The organism is Wandonia haliotis, assembly GCF_039523435.1.
Lineage (GTDB): Bacteria > Bacteroidota > Bacteroidia > Flavobacteriales_D > Crocinitomicaceae > Wandonia > Wandonia haliotis.
The window spans coordinates 261,653-280,091 of the sequence record NZ_BAAAFH010000007.1 but is presented as its reverse complement, the minus strand read 5'-3'; the positions used below and the strand labels follow the sequence as shown (position 1 = coordinate 280,091).

Below are 18,439 nucleotides of genomic sequence, written 5' to 3'. Positions count from 1 at the left end.
TTGAAGCTTGGTCATTTGCATTATTATCCCAATAAATTGTTCCGTTGTCTTTCAATACCCAGTCTTGCGGTGCTCTACCATCTGGGTCAATTAAACTAATCGGATTCCCAAACACATAATTATAAGCACTCCAACTTGGAAATTGTGCCGCCAACGGATCTAAACTCAAAAACCTCCCCAAATCACTATCATAATACCGTGCCCCGCGATAATCAAACCCCGTCTCACGATCCCTTTCGTGCTGCGTCGTCAAAAACTTCTCCTCAAACGCTGCGGTTTCGAAGTAACGCAAGGTCTTACCATACGGGTAGTAGTCCGCTGCAAAGTGAATATCAAAATTGGTTGTCCCGTTGTGGATATCCCGTACCGAATACACAATCCGTGTGTTCCCCAGGTGATCGTACTCATAAAAATTCGCCATTCCCTGCAAAACCTTCAGATCCGTATTGGCAGCATTCTGCCCCGGAGACTGATAATTTTGCGGAAACACCTTGGCAATCCGATCATCGCCCTGCACAAAATACGTCCATTTGTCACTGGTCATATCATAAACTCCGATATCCTTCAGGTAATACTCCATTTGTAGCGAATTCCCATCATCAATGTGCTTATTTTTCTATAATGGACCAGTTAAGTAAGCATAGACGTAATTCCTTTGCTAGTTTTAATAATTTTATTTCAAGTTCTCCTTGTGGTTTATAATGTTCAAAGCACTTACTGTTTTTTATTATATCGTTTTTACTTACTTGATTAAGCACGAGTTTGTTGAGATTACTTAGATGTAACGTTTTAGTTTTGTCATCATAGTCAGGCAGGTTACCATCTTGAAGGATGAAAATTGTGACAAGTAAATAATCTTCAATATTCTCGTAAGAGATAGATATTACTAAATTATTGTTTTGATATTTTACATCATAAAATGCATTTCCTCGAATTTTCTTTTCTAGGATGGTAAAATCAAAATCAACGGAAAGAAAATTAAAAAAATCTTCAATACTATTACTATACTCTTTACCTTCTATCATTTTTTTGTAGTAATAATTTGATATAATGAATTGCCCTAATTTAAAAATGTCTGAAAAACAGGGAAGTTTACCGTGTTATTTACTAACCAGGTTCTTTTCCATTGACTAAATAAAAAGCATCTTTCCAAACCTTAGTTAATTTAGGGTCAGAATCCTTTCTTTTAGACACTTCTGCCAAAACAAATTCTCGATGTTTAGGCTCTGCTTTTTGTCGATTCCAAATAACTTTAGAACCATAAAAAATAATTTGTTCAGTATTGTCTTTTTTTACTGCGTCTTGAAAAAGAAGCCAATCATTTTCAAATCGAGCTTTTTGTTTTCTGCGTCTTCTTATTAATAACACCAAAACAAAAATTGCAAAGGCTACAGATATACTAAAATAAGTAGCAATAAAAGTTATTGTATCCATTAGCCTATATAGTATTTTCGTTTAATGCCATTTTTGGAACACAACTAAATGAAATATCTGATAAATAGAAAACAAAATGTTTATCTTACTATTCTTAATACAATGCCCTCTTTTAGCTTTATTTCATCATTCTTTTGAAGAATTCTTTTTGATATATTAAAACTTTTCTTGATGGTTTTATATTGTTTCTTTAAAGTACTTTTATCATCAGACAGTATAAATGTGTAGTCAAAGATTTTTGGGACTTTTCCTATATGGTCGTTACCTACAAGATAAAAAAAACGGTTTTGAGATATCAGGTTTGTTTCAAACCAAAAATCTAAAGGAAGGTAATCTTTATTAGATAATTGATAAAGAAAGACTTCAAGATCAATGTTTTTCAATATCGAAATAACGTGTTTTTTTAATTCTTGATTATTATCTCCGCATTCGAGAGAGTAATTTAACTTTTCTAGGTTAGATCCTTCATACGAACCTCTTGTACTAGGACAATTGGCTAAAATAGAGTCTAGTTTATTGAGCGAATTACTATTTTTAAGTAGCGAGGAAAGATATAAATACCTGCCACTGGTTTCGATCTGACCAAACAATTGTGTTTTTCCTTCTGAATGAAAAGACCAAAAACAGTCATGAATATATTGTGAACCAGTATCGAAAGTATCAATTAAGCTACTGTCTAACTTTATACTTTGCAGGTAAAAAAAGGGTAAATCAAAAATGATTACATCATCAGTATTTATCCTTAAATGATCCCTATTATCATATACTTTTTCGATATTCCCTTGGATAGAGTAACCCTTATTTTGTGCAATTACTGAATAGTGTATTATAGCGAATACCAGTATTGACAAAAGTTTTTTGTTATGTTTAGTTATAAGTGAATCCATTTTTTCTAGCTTTTCTAAGTGCTCCTTTTTGATGAGTAAAGATATCTTCCCCTGAATTGAAATCTACAATTTTTAAAACAATAGAAAATATAGTTTCTCTACCTTGTTCTTGGGGTGCCCCATTGACTGAAACATTTAAGTTTCCGGTGAAGTTAGTTACATTAACTTGATCTCGACCAAACCATGTCACAGATCCCGAATCATAGTTAACTGCATTTCCTCCGTCATCGGAAGTAATGCGAAGCCTGTCAGGAGCTCCATTCATATTATATTTAACTAGTAATGCACCGATATTAACATTTAGATTACTAATAATTTGACTAAACGCACCGACACCACTGTTTGAACTAAGATTTATAGGGTTATTAACAGGGGGGGCTATCCTAATACGTTGTTTGGAAAAATGATGTTCCACATCTCCATTTGACAGTTGTCTATCCCAAGTATTTGTGAAAAAATTCGTTCCCCTGTCTATTTGAGTTTGCAAGGGTGCAGTCTGCCAAGATAGAATATGATTATTATCATCCGACTTCCATTGATTGTATGTGGCATTAAATTGGCTATCATTTTTTCTTTGAAATTTGATGGCTCGTTTTAATTCTTTTTTATTTTGCCCTTTAAAGATAATATCCTCCGGTTCTTTCCCATCCGGATCTGTAAACTTCACCGGATTCCCCAATACATAATTATACGCACTCCACGCGGGAAACTTCGCCGCCAACGGATCTAAACTCAAAAACCTCCCCAAATCACTATCATAATACCGTGCCCCGCGATAATCAAACCCCGTCTCACGATCCCTTTCGTGCTGCGTCGTCAAAAACTTCTCCTCAAACGCTGCGGTTTCGAAGTAACGCAAGGTCTTACCATACGGGTAGTAGTCCGCTGCAAAGTGAATATCAAAACTGGTTGTTCCGTTGTGGATATCCCGTACCGAATACACAATCCGTGTGTTCCCCAAATGATCGTACTCATAAAAATTCGCCATCCCCTGCGAAACCTTCAGATCCGTATTGGCAGCATTCTGCCCCGGAGACTGGTAATTTTGCGGAAACACCTTGGCAATCCGATCATCGCCCTGCACAAAATACGTCCACTTGTCACTGGTCATATCATAAATTCCGATGTCCTTCAGGTAATACTCCATTTGTAGCGCACTTCCTTTCTCAATGCGTTTAAAGATACGGGAATCATCCGTATCGTACAAATAAGTATACTGAATCGATTCTGACGTTGCTGGATGGATTCCCTTTAACTGATAGGGGTAAGACGACCTGCCGATATCCGTTTGTAAAACTCCGTTTTTACTATCCGAGATCAGATTTCCGTTCACATCATACGTAAACACCCGTGGTCCGGCAAACAGATCCGTCACCTCGCTGACCTGGTTGTGCGTACTGCCCACCGCAAAGTTCAGGTGTTGCAACTGTAGCGTTCCCATAGCATACGTTTCGGGCAGCGTGCGCAGAATCTGTCTGATATTCCCCACCGGATCATAATTGACATTCACATCCCCGATCCCGTAACAATTGTACAGATTACTCCCGGACTGAGTAGCCACATAATCCTCCACAATCGCATCGGCGCGCAACAGACGGTTCAACCGATCATACTGATACCCGTACAACAGTGCCCCTTCCATTCCGGTAGTAGAAGGCATGGTCGTATGATCCCAATTGTACACCGTTCGCGTACCGTTGATCGTTCCGTTGTGGTTAAAGGACTGTGCCACCGGCTCGCCCCAACTGTCCGTCCCGACACTTTGATCGTCGTAATACAACTGGTAGTACATCAGCTCCGAAGACTGAATGTACATCCGGTCGCGGACGTCGTATTTCTCGTGTATAGAGTGGATCATAATATGTAGGCCGCCTTTTACCGTCTCCGGGCTTTAGTTGCTTTGCGGGCAGACACGTCTTCTCAGCTTTCGGAGCGTGCTCCCGGGGTCGCAGACTCCGAAAAGCGTTCATACGGCTGTCCGCTGCATCAAGCTATCGCCCTGCACCGGGGCGGGGAGATCTTCGGTACTAGATAATACTACCCATTGAGTAACTCGACCCCTATTTCAAAACGTGTGTCTTTCATCCATCAATAAATCAAGCACACTACCAAATTATATTAATTCTATAATTCTACTCTCTTCGCAAGTTTGTATTGATAACACATTATTTTTAATACTAAAATCTTCCAAAAGGTCAAATAATTCAGCTTTAATAATGTTTCCGTTGGAGTCTATTATTCTCAGATAAGCTTCTTCAAGAATAAGTAATCTATCTTTGTTAATAGAATGCAGACCAACTAATGGTGTAGTAATTTCAAGAGAAGATTTTATGTTTAGGTTTTTATCAATCAAATAAATAGTTGTTCCAGTATCCAGTATCAGTCTATTTTCCCAAAACAAGAAAAATAAATTATCCTCACTTGTGTCACTACTAAAAGATAGTATAAACTCTACTTCTTTTGTCAGCGAATCATAACATACATAACAATAATAATTGTCTCCGAATGTATCTTCAAGGGATAATTTTTTTTCGGTTGTTTGATTGTTAAAGAAAGTTGATGCTTCTTCAGCAGATGAGAAAACGAATTCTCTCAAATATTTGTTATTATTAATCTGTCTCATTTTATTTTCCTCCAAGTAACCCCACGTTTTACTAATCTGAATAACTCGACCCCTATTTCAAAACGTGTATTTGTATCTTTAGACACGCTTTAGATTTTAGGGAGGACATTAATCATACCATTCAAATCACTTATTTTATCTTCTCCAATTTTATTATTCCATTCTTGTTTCTTACCGAATTCTTTATAAGTTTCATACATAGTTCCATAATAATACCATAACCAATCACCATCCAAGGAAACTAATCCTAAAAACTCATGATGAGGGTCAAAAAAATTGGTTCCATAAAGTTTTATAATTGTATTTCCGTTAACATTCAAACACTGAATTTTAGAAACACTTGTTGACATTACAATTGTTGAATCTGTCCCTGTAGAAATAGTTTGAAATTCAAATGGTAATTTTACTCTCAGTTGAGTGTTATCATCCTTATCAATAGTGATTTCTTGATTTTTAACAATAAAGCCCCTAAAAGAGATTGTGTCATCAACTTTTGAATAGGTTGTTTTAATCTTTACAAGATTATTACAGTGATGTGTTAGTTCATAATCAATCCACTTGTTAGAAACTGAATTTAATGAAGGTGAATAATCTTTTTGAAGATCTGTTCCCGAGCAAGCAACAAATAAAATAGCAATTGTTAGACTTAGTATTTTCATAAATGATATTATTTAATTAAACTTCCCTTAGGACTTGCGATTAACGATTTATTGGAAAGTTCATTAGCCCGATACCTCATGAACAAATAATTAACATTTGGTTTCCACTGGTGTCTTCCATTAGGCAATGAAGTCCATTTCCCACTTAATTTTGTTACGGCCTGTTCATAACTACCATTTTTTATAAGTTCCGAAACTCCCTTTACCATTCTGATCTCAGAAAGTGCTGCTAGATCTTGATTTGAGGGGCTGAAATCGCTTAATCCTAATTTAGAGGAATGAGACTCCCATGTTCCAGACAAGAATTGATATGCACCAGCAGCACTTGATGAATCTCCCCATCTGGTAATTACCTTTTTAGGATGGTCATCATAATTAGAAATTTTATTGTTACCAAACTGAGAGTCATATCCGAGTGGATTTCCATGACCTTCAGTTGTACGTATTATAGAAAGAATTACTCTGTAATTCAACTCCTCATTTGTCATACCTATATCAGTAGCCTTTAATCCTCCTGAATGAGATCCATTTCTCATCTCTTTTAATGATGAAGCTGAGAAATTATATGCGTCCGGGTCAGTATCTTCGCAAAAACCAGTTACAACATAAGCTTTATTGTCATCTTCACCATCCGATCCCAACCATAATCCTGATAAAGTATAATAATCTCCAACTGGTGCTCGTCCATCGGGGTCAATAAATGAAATTGGATTCCCCAGTACATAATTATACGCACTCCACTCGGGAAACTTAGCCGCCAACGGATCTAAACTCAAAAACCTCCCTAAATCACTATCATAATACCGTGCCCCGCGATAATCAAACCCCGTTTCACGATCCCTTTCGTGTTGGGTTGTCAAAAACTTCTCCTCAAACGCTGCGGTTTCGAAGTAACGCAAGGTCTTGCCATACGGGTAGTAGTCCGCTGCAAAGTGAATATCAAAATTGGTCGTTCCGTTGTGGATATCCCGTACCGAATACACAATCCGCGTATTCCCCAAATGATCGTACTCATAAAAATTCGCCATTCCCTGCGAAACCTTCAGATCCGTATTGGCAGCATTCTGCCCCGGAGACTGGTAATTTTGCGGAAACACCTTGGCAATCCGATCATCGCCCTGCACAAAATACGTCCATTTGTCACTGGTCATATTATAAACTCCGATGTCCTTCAGGTAATACTCCATTTGTAGCGCACTTCCTTTCTCAACGCGTTTAAAGATACGGGAATCATCCGTATCGTACAAATAAGTATACTGAATCGATTCTGACGTTGCTGGATGGATCCCCTTTAACTGATAGGGGTAAGACGACCTGCCGATATCCGTTTGTAAAACCCCGTTTTTACTATCCGAGATCAGATTGCCGTTCACATCATACGTAAACACCCGCGGTCCGGTAAACAGATCCGTCACCTCGCTGACCTGGTTGTGCGTACTGCCCACCGCAAAGTTCAGGTGTTGCAACTGTAGCGTTCCCATAGCATACGTTTCGGGCAGCGTGCGCAGAATCTGTCTGATATTCCCCACCGGATCATAATTGACATTCACATCCCCGATCCCGTAACAATTGTACAGATTACTCCCGGACTGAGTAGCCACATAATCCTCCACAATCGCATCGGCACGCAACAGACGGTTCAACCGATCGTACTGATACCCGTACAACAGTGCCCCTTCCATTCCGGTAGTAGAAGGCATGGTCGTATGATCCCAATTGTACACCGTTCGCGTACCGTTGATCGTTCCGTTGTGGTTAAAGGACTGTGCCACCGGCTCGCCCCAACTGTCCGTCCCGACACTTTGATCGTCGTAATACAACTGGTAGTACATCAGCTCCGAAGACTGAATGTACATCCGGTCGCGGACGTCGTATTTCTCGTGTATAGAGTGGATCATAATATGTAGGCCGCCTTTTACCGTCTCCGGGCTTTAGTTGCTTTGCGGGCAGACACGTCTTCTCAGCTTTCGGAGCGTGCTCCCGGGGTCGCAGACTCCGAAAAGCGTTCATACGGCTGTTCGCTGCATCAAGCTATCACCCTGCGCCGGGGCGGGATTCCGTGGTTGAGAGTAAACTATTTCAATCTATCAAAGAACATTTTTATGAGCAGAACTTATCTCCCTGTTTTGCAGAATAAAAATAAGCAAAACCCATTGAAAAATAGAGTTATCAACTTGTTTTTTACGAAAAAAATACGGGCTATTTTTCATTAGTTAACACCAAAAATAAATTCTCACCACAGCCAAAAGCATTACCATTGATTTACTATACGCAATCGTTCTACGATTCAGACGTTTCAGATGGGTTCGAAGTGATAAATTTTTTCGCTCGATATGATTAATCCCTCGTAATTTCGTAGAATGCATTTCGGTTGGAATCAGGTCTTTGTAACTATTCAGTTTATCTGTCGTGATGCGTTTTGCATCCGATAACACAAGCGTATCGGTTACTTTCCGAAGTGTCGTTTTATTTCTTCTCCCTACAACAACATCAATAATTGCTCCGCTTTTAGGTTCTAACGAATAGCAAATGCAAATTCGATTCCTTTTTTGACCAACATAAGTGAATAATTCGTCTACTTCGTAGCAGTTGCCTTTTACAATGGGATAAGGTCGTTTTAAACCCGCTGAAATTTTCAGAGTTCTACTGATAACCGTAGTTGGAGAAATGTTTAAAATCCGTGAAATGCTGCGAATACCACAACTTTCTTTTACCAAAGTAATGATTTGTTTATCTATATCGGGACGAAAAGCTTGCCTTTGGTAATTCATTTGCTGGTATTTCTTACAGGAACAACAGAAAAATTTTTGTGTCCCGTTCTTTTGCTTTCCTTTCTTTATACAATTTTTAGACAATAATTACAGTTCATGATTAGGTGATAGTTTGATACACTTACAACGAACTTTCGTTCATACAGGGTCTTATTTACACAAAAAAGAAGCGAGTGGATATAGACATCCACTCGCTTCAATACAAATTTATTTTTCTATCTATTATTTTTCAATAAGTTACATACACTTTTTACCGGCAGGTGATAGTTTGATACACTACCCAAAAAAGAAGCGAGTGGATATAGATATCCACTCGCTTCAATACAAATTGATTTTTCTATCTGTTATTTTTCAATAAGTTACATACACTTTTTGCCGGCAGGTGATAGTTTGATACACTACCTGTTAATTTGTTGCCTTTCGTTCATTTAAAAGTCGTTTTAGGAAAAATATTGACCAAAGCACAACACCTACTAAAAAGTTCAATAGAAGCCTTTCATAATCGTTTTGGGATGCTAATGTATAGTATAAGAAAATTTCCAAGATAAAGACTCCTAAAAGTATAAGTAAAGCAAAACTTACTTTTCTAACCTTGTTGATTAGATACATTGGATATGTTAAAATAATAGTTATTGGAGCTCCTAAAGGAACAACAAAGAAAAACACTAAATAGCATAAAATATCTATTATATTATTGTCAAAAAAACCACCCCCAACATTTAGAAGAACGGTCATAATACTGAGTAAGAAATACTTCGATAGAAAGTAAATTACAATATTGGAAATTGTCAATTTCATAACTAACGTTTAAAGAATTTTGATGGATAATATCTAAAGTCATATTCATAGTATGGAGGAAGCCAAGTGCCTTTTATTGGTGCTTGATGCGTTTCCTTAAAGGATGGCTGTGCATAGTGCATTAACTGATGACCATTTACCGATAATGTTGCCGAGGGGAAGATGTTTGTATAACTTCCGACCCACAAATAGTTTTTATTTTGAGCTAAAACCAACTTTTGAGATACATCAACGATTTTGTATCCCATTAATCTCATACCTGATTCTTCCTCAGGAGAAACGCTTGCATGTTGCTCAAAGACAATTTTAAAACTATTTAAAGTTCCATCGGCATTCATTGTTTGCTCTGCATCTCTTCTTTGATTACTTCCCCCTTTTCCTGGATAAAATGCACGAGCTTTTCCAACAGGAGTTTTTCCTATCACAGAAGCATAACTTGCACTAATACCTGTTATCTCTCCTTTATCATTCTCAGAGGCTCTTAATGTAATAGTAGAAGTTAATTTATCCCCAGCAGGAGTTGACCCCATAGGGCCATCCCATAAATCAGCATCAATATAGCTATTGAAAACAAAAGTTAACTCTTTTCCTAAATAGGTTTCCCCTTCTTTTGTTGAAGCTTGGTCATTTGCATTATTATCCCAATAAATTGTTCCGTTGTCTTTCAATACCCAGTCTTGCGGTGCTCTACCATCGGGGTCGATGTACATCACCGGATTCCCCAACACATAGTTATAAGGTGACCACGCTGGAAACTTTGCCGCCAGCGGATCTATGCTCATATACTTTCCGAGTTCACTGTTGTAGTACCTGGCCCCGTGATAATCATATCCGGTTTCTCCATCATGTTCGTGTCCCGTAAACTGGTATCGGTTTCCTTCCGCATCACTGATAAACGACCTTCCCGGCATACGCATGCCATACGGATAGTGATCAGTAGCGTTGAGTAGGGTTCCGTTTTGGTCGATTACTCCTCTGATAGTACCCAACCAGTCTGTTACGTGATAATAGTGTTCCATATTTACTTCGCCATCGAAAAAGAAAGGCGTCACATAGCCTTCGGGTGTTTTGTAGCTTTTAACGTTTCCAAAATTATCCAGAATAACATCATCAAGGTAATATTCGATATCGTAACTACTGTTTTCTTTCACAGTTCGCACTCCGTTCGCACTATAGCGATAGTTTTTTGTGCCCGAATTGTTAGTGATCGATACGGGGAGATCTCTGTAATGGGTATAAGCTATTTCCGAAACTCCGTTTTTGAGATCGGTCGTAAGATTTCCGACAGGATCATATTGATAATTATACGAAACAGGAGCTTGTTGAGGTGCAAGCCAGTCTACCTGATTCAGATAGTTCGTACTCATTCCATAGGTATAGGTTTGTTCAGTTTTACCTCCGGTTTCATTATTTCTGTTAAGTTGTCCGATATTTCCGTTTTCGGTATACCATACTGCTACATCATAAGGAGTACTGTTGTTTATTAGTTGAGGACTGCTGAAATCGGGGAGAAATCCGTATGCAGTAGTAGCTGCATTGGGTTCACACTGGCTCATCTCAACCAGAGATACGTTACTTAAAAGTATATTTGAATACTTTAACAGCTGTGGTGTTAAGGGGGTATCCTTAATCGCTAAGAGGTGTACTGTGTCTGCTTCTTTATCAGCCATAACGTACTCAAAGTTGTATATTTCAGCTTGTTCTACTTTTGTTCGATCTATTACTTTTCCCAAAAAAATATTCTGTTCTTCTCCGGTCATGTATGAATAAGAAACGCCATTTTGGATATAAAGCTGAGAAAGAATTTTTAAAGAGGTGATAGCTTTTCTTGAGAACTCGACTAATTTCCCGTCGTTAATATTCTGGTCAAAATGTTCAAAGTAGGGTTTCATTTCCTGGTCCATAATTGTTCCTGAGGGGACACATGTGAAATCGTCCGGGAAAGAACCATTTATTTCATTGAAGAACGAAAAAGGATCAGAATCGTAACTTCCATTCAAATAATCTGCACCGATCAGACGGTTCATTTTATCATAGGTGTAGAAATAGAGATTCATATCCGTTACCTGATCAAAGTGTGAATTTTGCCAGAGTTGAGCGGTGATATTTCCTCCGGGACTATAATTCAATCCGATTTTCAAAGAGTTACTTAGTCGGGCAGTGGTTTCTCCCCGTATATTTTGTTTGTAAGATACATAGTCGATATGTGGGTTTGTTCCCGACCCTGTTCCTCCAATTCCCTGCATAAGCAGGTTTCCGAGAAAGTCATAATAATATTTTCCGGTTAATACATTACCTGAAATGTGTTGTACGCTGTTTTGTGAAGTTCTTCCAAAGCGATCAAGTTGTGTATTCCATGTAAAGTTGTAGCCAGGGTTTGTTGGATGAATAAATGATTTACCGATGAGTTTATGCATGGAATTGTAGAGAAATTCGTAAGTATACGGATCGTTCAGTCCGCTTCGGGAATATTCAATTTTTGCCGGTTGTCCATCGGCCAGATAGTGAAATACGTCCATGTCTGTATGTACAGCCTGATATACGTAAGTAGATGGATTCAAAATATGTCCCGAAAAATTATACTCTCGTTTTAAAGCATCACTGTTAAATTGATCCCGGGTTCCGTCATAATCTCGTGCAATGTGTTGTTGTACCAGCGGAAGCGTTGTTGATGGAAAGTCTTGATTGTCAATGTCGCTGACATTGTTGAAAATATCACCCGATGGAAAAGGGAGATTATTGGGGTCAATATTCGGATTATATTCTGCTGACATAACCATTCCTGATTCAATTTCTCTTCCCCATTTATCATATTTAAAATACTTCAACTGATCTGTGTGGTAAGGATTTGTTGATGAGGCTACGATATCTTTTTCGCTTTTGATGAACCGTAACTGTCCGTATTTGTCGTAATTGAAATTGGTTCTGCCTTTATCAGGGGATACGGTACCGATGGATTCCCCGATACTATTGTATCGAAAGGTAGTTGTTTTTCCGTTTGGATCATATATTCCGGTGAGCTTTCCATCTGCTGTATAAGTAAACCAGGTTTTTGCATAAAGATCAGGAGAGCTGCTAGTAAAATCAACAGATCCGTCTGTATTTTGAAAGTGATTATATCCTATGCGGTGTTCTTCCAAAACAACTTTCCCAAGTGCATCCATATAAGTACGAACGGTTTGTCCATCGGGATGCTGTAATTCATGAACAATTAACTCTCCGGCAACATAACTTTCATTTGTATACGGGTTTGTAATCGTTGTCAGGGTAACAAAATCATGTTGTGTACTGCTAATAATTCCCTCGAAACTCATTCTAGGTAGGGAAACAGAAGTGAGGACCTCTTCCGGTCTATTTTCATAATCGGCTCTGATAAAGGCATTAGCAAAATGATTAGGAGAACTATATAATTCATTGGTACGGGTTGCAAAATCGGGGTCATAACTATTTTCGAAAGAAGCACCTTGAAGCACATATGGTTTATAAGACCTACTTATGCGTCCTTGAGAATCAAATACATTGGATTCGCTCACTAATCTAAGACCTCTGTCCGGATCAGATATCATTACTTGTTTGGTTTTTCCAAACCCGTCTAAATAATATCTTTTTTCATTAAACATACCGTTGTCTACCCAGATACGTTCCGTAACATGATTTTGTTCTGAGGGTAAAGGAGCATTTTCAGAATAACTGATTTTTGAGCTGAGTTTTCCATATACATCGTAAGTACTTATCACTCTTCCCTTAGGGTCGTAACGTTGATACGAAAAAACATCATTGTTGTTCGCTACAAATGTCTCGTTGCCGAATTTATCAAATGTTATGTAGGAGTATTTAGCATCTTTCGGGTATACCAGTAAATCATCTGCGAATACAGATTTGTAATTCTTTAAGCCAACACCTACCTGATTAATTTCATTAACAACATATACATCAATCCATGTACCAGAAGTAACCGGAATGGCATCAATAGGAATCGTATATTGTTTCCAGCCATTACTAACATCTTCAGGATAGAATACAAATTGCTCCATCAGAGTGGTATGTGTGCTGTTATAGACATCACATATAATCTTTATATTTCCACCATTATCTACAGTTGTTACAGCACCTCGCACATAGATTGCATCGGCATTTGTGTCAGCACTTTTGGGGACCATCGGATCAGAGGGAAGCCCAATCTTAGGGAGGTCATAATCATATTTCAACCAGACACTTGCTTCATAATTTCTAAAGCAATAGTCAGGCGGAGAAGAGAAAGTAACCGAACCACCAGGCTCACCGATAGTATTACATTCTGTAGGAATGAGATTATAATCATGTATTCTTACCGGTCGTACAGGGGTTTGGCGAAATTCTGCATTTGCTTCTCTTTTTGTTGGAAGCTTGTAACTATATTTCCCGGTATGTGCATAGGTTGAAGAGATTGCATGTCCCAATCGAGAACGAACTTTTACTGTTGTAAAATTAATCGTATGATATGCATCCTCGTTAGATACTTGTCCATTATGATATTCTGACTTCCAGGGGTGTGTAGATCCAGGATATTCAATGGGATCTGAAAAACATACGGTATATTCATAGCCTGAATCTCCCCAGATAGGATGATAGGAACCATTTTCATAATAAAAATCTACCATTCGTTGCGGGTACTGGTTGTTGACAAATATATTTGAAACGGTTGTAGATAATGTCCAGCTATACGGATTGGGATTAGACAGGGAACTGCCTTGAAGACGAACTTCTACCTCACTACCAATTTCAATATTTGAAATATCGTTGACAGTAATATAATTTCCGCCTTTTGTAGGACTTGGATCGGGCATTGTCCCTGATCCGCCCGGACCGGGTTGTGTGTTCATTTGTGTTCCGGATTGTCCTGTACAGGGGTTGACACTCTTCCATGTAGAAACAGCGGGTACAAATGTCCATCCATAATAGGGCTTCATCAACCATTTTTCTTCCAAATAATCTGTATTTTCCCATTCATCAATATACCATCTGCCTTCCATATCTTCAAACCCTGTATATGTAGCGTCAAATGAATTGTCAGGATGTAAAAAAGAAGCTTTTATAAGATTTAGTCCGTAACCAAATACTGTTTTACCGAACAGTTGATTATTACGGTGTGAAACAGCAGATTTAGCCCGGTTGTACTTATAAATATCTTTTTGATCTATTTGCCAACCGGGATTATTTGTAGAATTATAATCAAAAGGAACCAGTGTGAAAGTACCGGTTACTGGATTAACATTATCCGTTTTATAAACAAATGTATTTTTTATTTTAGGAGCCCTATGGTTAAACTCATAAGTTATAGCTTTTGCACTGAGTGTATTTTCAGGGGCTATTGCACCTAAATATTGAGTAGTACTGACGGGTAAGTTTACCATATTTGCCAATAGAGTAGTGTTTGCATGTAAGTAAGTAGTGTGAGTAATGAGGGGCAGAGCAATACCTGATCCGGATATTTCTGCTTTTGATATGCGGTGGGCATCATCGTATTCATAATCTGTTTGCGTAATAATACCTTTGTAGTTGGTTCTTTTACGCTTTAAAAGTGTCTTTGATGTAGCCCATCTTTGATAACTCATTTTTGATTCGGGTAGCAGGGGCAGATACAACGAGTCTGGTATAGTGTCTGAGGTGTACCAGATATACCCTTCTCCAAAATACCTGTGAATTGGAAATTGATTGTTCCAAAGCATTAATTCATTAAGATGAGTGACTCCTGCTGTATAATCGACATCTAATTGCCACGGGTGGGTATCGATGATCCTCAGATATGTATAGTGTATTGATTTGTAGGGAGTAGTTTCTCCACCTTCAAAAAACTCCTCGGAACGGATCGTAATAGGAATTCTATTAACATTATCTCCAGCTAAAGTAAGCCTGGGTTTATTTACTAGTTGTGCCCCTTCGTATCCCATGTGGAAAGCGAAAACAGAAAATTCAGGGTAGTCAATTTCCGTACCTATTGTGGAGCCATAGTTTCTTCTGATAAAAGATTGGTCAGTATTGTGTGTTTCTATTTTCTCATAAAAATGAGTAGACCTGTAATCATCTAAAGCAATATCGCTATAGGCTGTTAAGGCAAGGCTGGCAAAAGAATTACTGGGAGAACTGTACCAGGGGAAAGACCGCCAACGAAAATTCTCACGTATAATAAACTGATTGAACCCCTGAAGGTAATTCTGAAGATATGCGGAAGGGAGTGAAGTGAAGTGCCCGGTTCCATAGATAAATTCTTTGGTTACTTCAGGGTTAATCAGGTCGTTAATTCGTTTTTTCTTTAAACGAATTCCATAACTATCAGGAAGACTAACTTCGTATGCAGCGTAAAGTGGAGGGATTACAACTTCCGGAGGAATATAACCTTGTTGATAGGCTTGATATTGTTCTGAACTTAGTTTGTTAGCCAGCAAATTATAGTTGTGGACAACAGGTATTTGATCAGGTTTGAAACTCCAATTCAATTGATCAGCCTGTTGATCAAAAGAACCTTTTTCATATTCAAACGAAACTATTCCTCCAGTTGGGTATTTAATAGAAGTAAGTGTCCAGGCCTGGGGACAGATGTCACAATTCTCTACAAAAAAATAACCGTAGGCATCGTTAACTGGTTGTAATGTTTGTTCGATATAGTTTTTATGCCATGAGCCGTTAAGTGTATACTCTTTAAACGGAAAGGAAATGAGAAAATCATACGCAAAAACAGAGGAATGAATAGTTGTTGTAGTTGACAGTCCATCTGTTCCAGTGAGGACTTCTTCATAACTACCAAGTGGTGTAAGTGCACGTTGAAATGGCTCTGTTGTTATCGTTGCAGAGGGGTGACCTTGTCTTGTAGAGGGGAAAAAGTAGCTTCTAACGATTTCACGTTTATGAAATTCGTCAAATGAAGGATTATAAGCGTATTCAAATTGATAATCAGTTTTCGTAGCTTCGTTTTCTTCACCATCCAAAAAAGACACACCTAACAATGTTGTTTTTCCTCTTTTCTCGGAGGTGCTTTTATATTCTTCGATATCAAAGTTTGTTGATTTGTAAGGAGAGCCTAACGTGACCCCATTTCCATCAGTTTTTTCTTCATTATTGTTAGACCTTATCAAATAGGAAGATACAGCAAGTTCATTTGTGCTGCCTTTGTCAGCATACTCCAAAACGACCGTATTTGTTTTGAGATTCTCTGAGAGGTAATTTGTTTTATCAATTAATAGGGAAGATGAACGAATTGTATCATACTTCATGGTTTCTACAGGATAAAAAATATCGTAATCTTCAGGAGTGCCCTGACTGGTCATGGATTTGTCTGCAAAATAAAAATCATTCATATAACGATTAAGAGGTTTAGTAAAAAAGTCATGGTCGACATCAAACCGCTTAGATATGGTAAAATCAACTTCTTGAACAGGGGTAATAATTTTTTGTAAGTAAGCTCGTTCACGCATTAATGAAGAGGCTTTGTCTGTTTGAGAGAAAGAAGACCATTCGCGGTGACGGGGCACAGTTTGTGAGGAAGGTACACCTGACCCTGAGAGGAAACCATCTTCTACTTTTGTGGGAGAGGTGTACTCAAAACGAATCCAATCTCCTTCGTCGTTTTTGTCAGGAATTCCATTCTCGTTGAGGTCTATATAATCCGGGGATAAAATAGCGGTTAATAACCATTCTGCTATAAAGTCAATTTTCCAGAAACTCCCATTTGCAGAATTACTGCAACTTCCTTCGTGGTTACTCCAATAAGGATCGTTAGAGAAAATAAATTTTTGACCTCTTAATGGTCTTCCGAAAACATAACGTATTCCATTATCATCTGTGATAGTGAAAGAGTCAAAATCTTCATAACGTACTACTCGCTGACTATCTTGAGGCGAAAAATAGTCTCCATTGGGAGTAGGGTGCCAGAAATAAGCATTTTTCACATAAGGAGGAACAACAATAGCAGCGGCATAGCTGGAGTTTAGGAGGGGGCGATTTGTAGTGGCGTTATGAACAAGGTTAATCTCGTTAATTCTTGAAAACTCCTGACTGATTTCAAATGTTTTATAGGATTCGTTGATTCTCCAATTTTCCTGTTCTTCCAGGACCCAACCATAATTATTTGAATTATTCATCGAAGCACCGTTGAAGAACGTGTTGGATAACATTCCGGGAACTTCCACATGATATTTATCACTCAATGGCATGACCCTACCTTCTACTCTTTCGATCGCATCGAATGCCAAAACTTTTGTATGACAGTTGGGGTCAACAATGGCTCCGCCTGTAGATACAAATTTGCCCTTTAATTGTGTATTGGTTGGAGAATGAAAATTACGCATTTCAGCTTCATGAAGACCGGAAGAGTAATCAGGTTCATAGGCACCATAGTCCCTTGTTATACTCCCAATTGGCATTTGCCAACCTAACCCCACAGGTCCGCTTTTTTGATCTGTGGTTATTCCTGAGCGATAATTGAGCTGAATAGGAAAAGATAATGTGCGAGAGGTTATGGTAAGAAGAGGGATTGTAGTGGTCATTTCCCCGGATTGTCCAATGGATGATTCATCGGTAGAAGCACTTTTTGTTAATTCTTTAGAACTTGTTTGTATGCCTTCTAATTTCTCGGAAAAAGACTTTTCATTCTGAGAGAACCCAAAGTTGAGTGTAACAAAAATCATGAACAGGAGACAGGCTGTTGGGGAAAAATACTTTTTGTGGTTCATTTTACAAAAGTTGAGTACTAGTAAATTACGATTTACAAAAACAAAATTAAACATATAATGGGAGTATTGATGGTGGTTACAAGAAAAAACGAAAAGGATATAGCTAACAATAGCGAAAAAGTGCGAAGTGAAAGAATTGGTTTCATAAAAGGAAAATATTGTAACGTAATAAGGAAATTCAGGTAAAGTGTTACACAAATTTTAACCAGTCCCTGGTAGTCAGTATAATAGGGGTGGAGTGAGTAGTGTTTTTGATTTACGTGTGATTTCCGGTTTTTAGTAAATTTTAAATTCCGCGGCAAAAGTAGGTATTTTTTTAGGTTGGTTATGAAAACAAATCAGTGTTGAAGTAGGAGAATCGGATTTTTGGCGAAAACAAAAACTTTAACCGTTTTGCTGTCAGTTAGTTAAAAAGTTATCAACAAAAAAACTAAGTTTTTCACATTTTTATTACAAATAGTTTACATAATTGATTTTTTTCAAGAGCCGACAATCATCTTTCAGGGAGAGATAGCAGTCCGGATTTCTTGTAGAACCGGATAAATATGTACTTTAGCCC

The 18,439-nt window shown here is 38.0% G+C and carries 10 protein-coding genes; all 10 read right to left on the bottom strand.

The genetic code is table 11. From position 1 onward, the window contains the following. Positions 1–580: RHS repeat-associated core domain-containing protein (locus ABDZ97_RS07365; RefSeq protein ID WP_343786059.1), on the bottom strand; the 580-nt coding region annotated here is incomplete at its 3' end. Between the two features lie 28 nt (positions 581–608). Further along, a complete protein-coding gene (locus ABDZ97_RS07360) occupies positions 609–1,025 on the bottom strand; it encodes a hypothetical protein (RefSeq protein ID WP_343786057.1) in 417 nt (138 codons plus the stop codon). Between the two features lie 82 nt (positions 1,026–1,107). Further along, positions 1,108–1,434 carry a hypothetical protein gene (locus ABDZ97_RS07355; protein ID WP_343786054.1) on the bottom strand — a complete coding sequence of 109 codons (327 nt, stop codon included), beginning with the start codon at positions 1,432–1,434 and terminating at the stop codon, positions 1,108–1,110. A gap of 80 nt (positions 1,435–1,514) precedes the next feature. After that, entirely contained in the window at positions 1,515–2,321 is an 807-nt protein-coding gene (locus tag ABDZ97_RS07350; protein ID WP_343786052.1) for a hypothetical protein, read from the bottom strand. Next, positions 2,302–4,179, bottom strand: a complete 1,878-nt coding sequence (locus tag ABDZ97_RS07345; protein ID WP_343786050.1) for an RHS repeat-associated core domain-containing protein — start codon at positions 4,177–4,179, stop codon at positions 2,302–2,304. The genes ABDZ97_RS07350 and ABDZ97_RS07345 overlap by 20 nt, the downstream gene beginning before the upstream one ends. Positions 4,180–4,434: 255 nt before the next feature. Beyond that, positions 4,435–4,944, bottom strand: coding sequence for a hypothetical protein (locus tag ABDZ97_RS07340; RefSeq protein ID WP_343786048.1), 510 nt, complete (start codon positions 4,942–4,944; stop codon positions 4,435–4,437). Positions 4,945–5,033: 89 nt separating this feature from the next. After that, positions 5,034–5,603 (bottom strand): hypothetical protein, encoded by a 570-nt coding sequence (locus tag ABDZ97_RS07335; RefSeq protein WP_343786046.1) that lies wholly within the window; start codon positions 5,601–5,603, stop codon positions 5,034–5,036. 8 nt (positions 5,604–5,611) lie between these two features. Then, on the bottom strand, positions 5,612–7,501 hold the full coding sequence (locus ABDZ97_RS07330) for an RHS repeat-associated core domain-containing protein (RefSeq protein WP_343786044.1): 1,890 nt from the start codon (positions 7,499–7,501) through the stop codon (positions 5,612–5,614). Positions 7,502–7,816: 315 nt separating this feature from the next. Beyond that, positions 7,817–8,472, bottom strand: a protein-coding gene (locus tag ABDZ97_RS07325; RefSeq protein WP_425542649.1) for an IS1 family transposase whose coding sequence is annotated in 2 segments (ribosomal slippage) — positions 7,817–8,454 and positions 8,454–8,472 — 657 coding nt in all. Because the reading frame shifts where the segments join, the coding sequence is not laid out codon by codon here. 702 nt (positions 8,473–9,174) lie between these two features. Next, positions 9,175–17,880: an RHS repeat domain-containing protein gene (locus ABDZ97_RS07320; protein ID WP_343786040.1), complete on the bottom strand. Its 8,706-nt coding sequence runs from the start codon at positions 17,878–17,880 to the stop codon at positions 9,175–9,177. Positions 17,881–18,439: the final 559 nt, after the last annotated feature.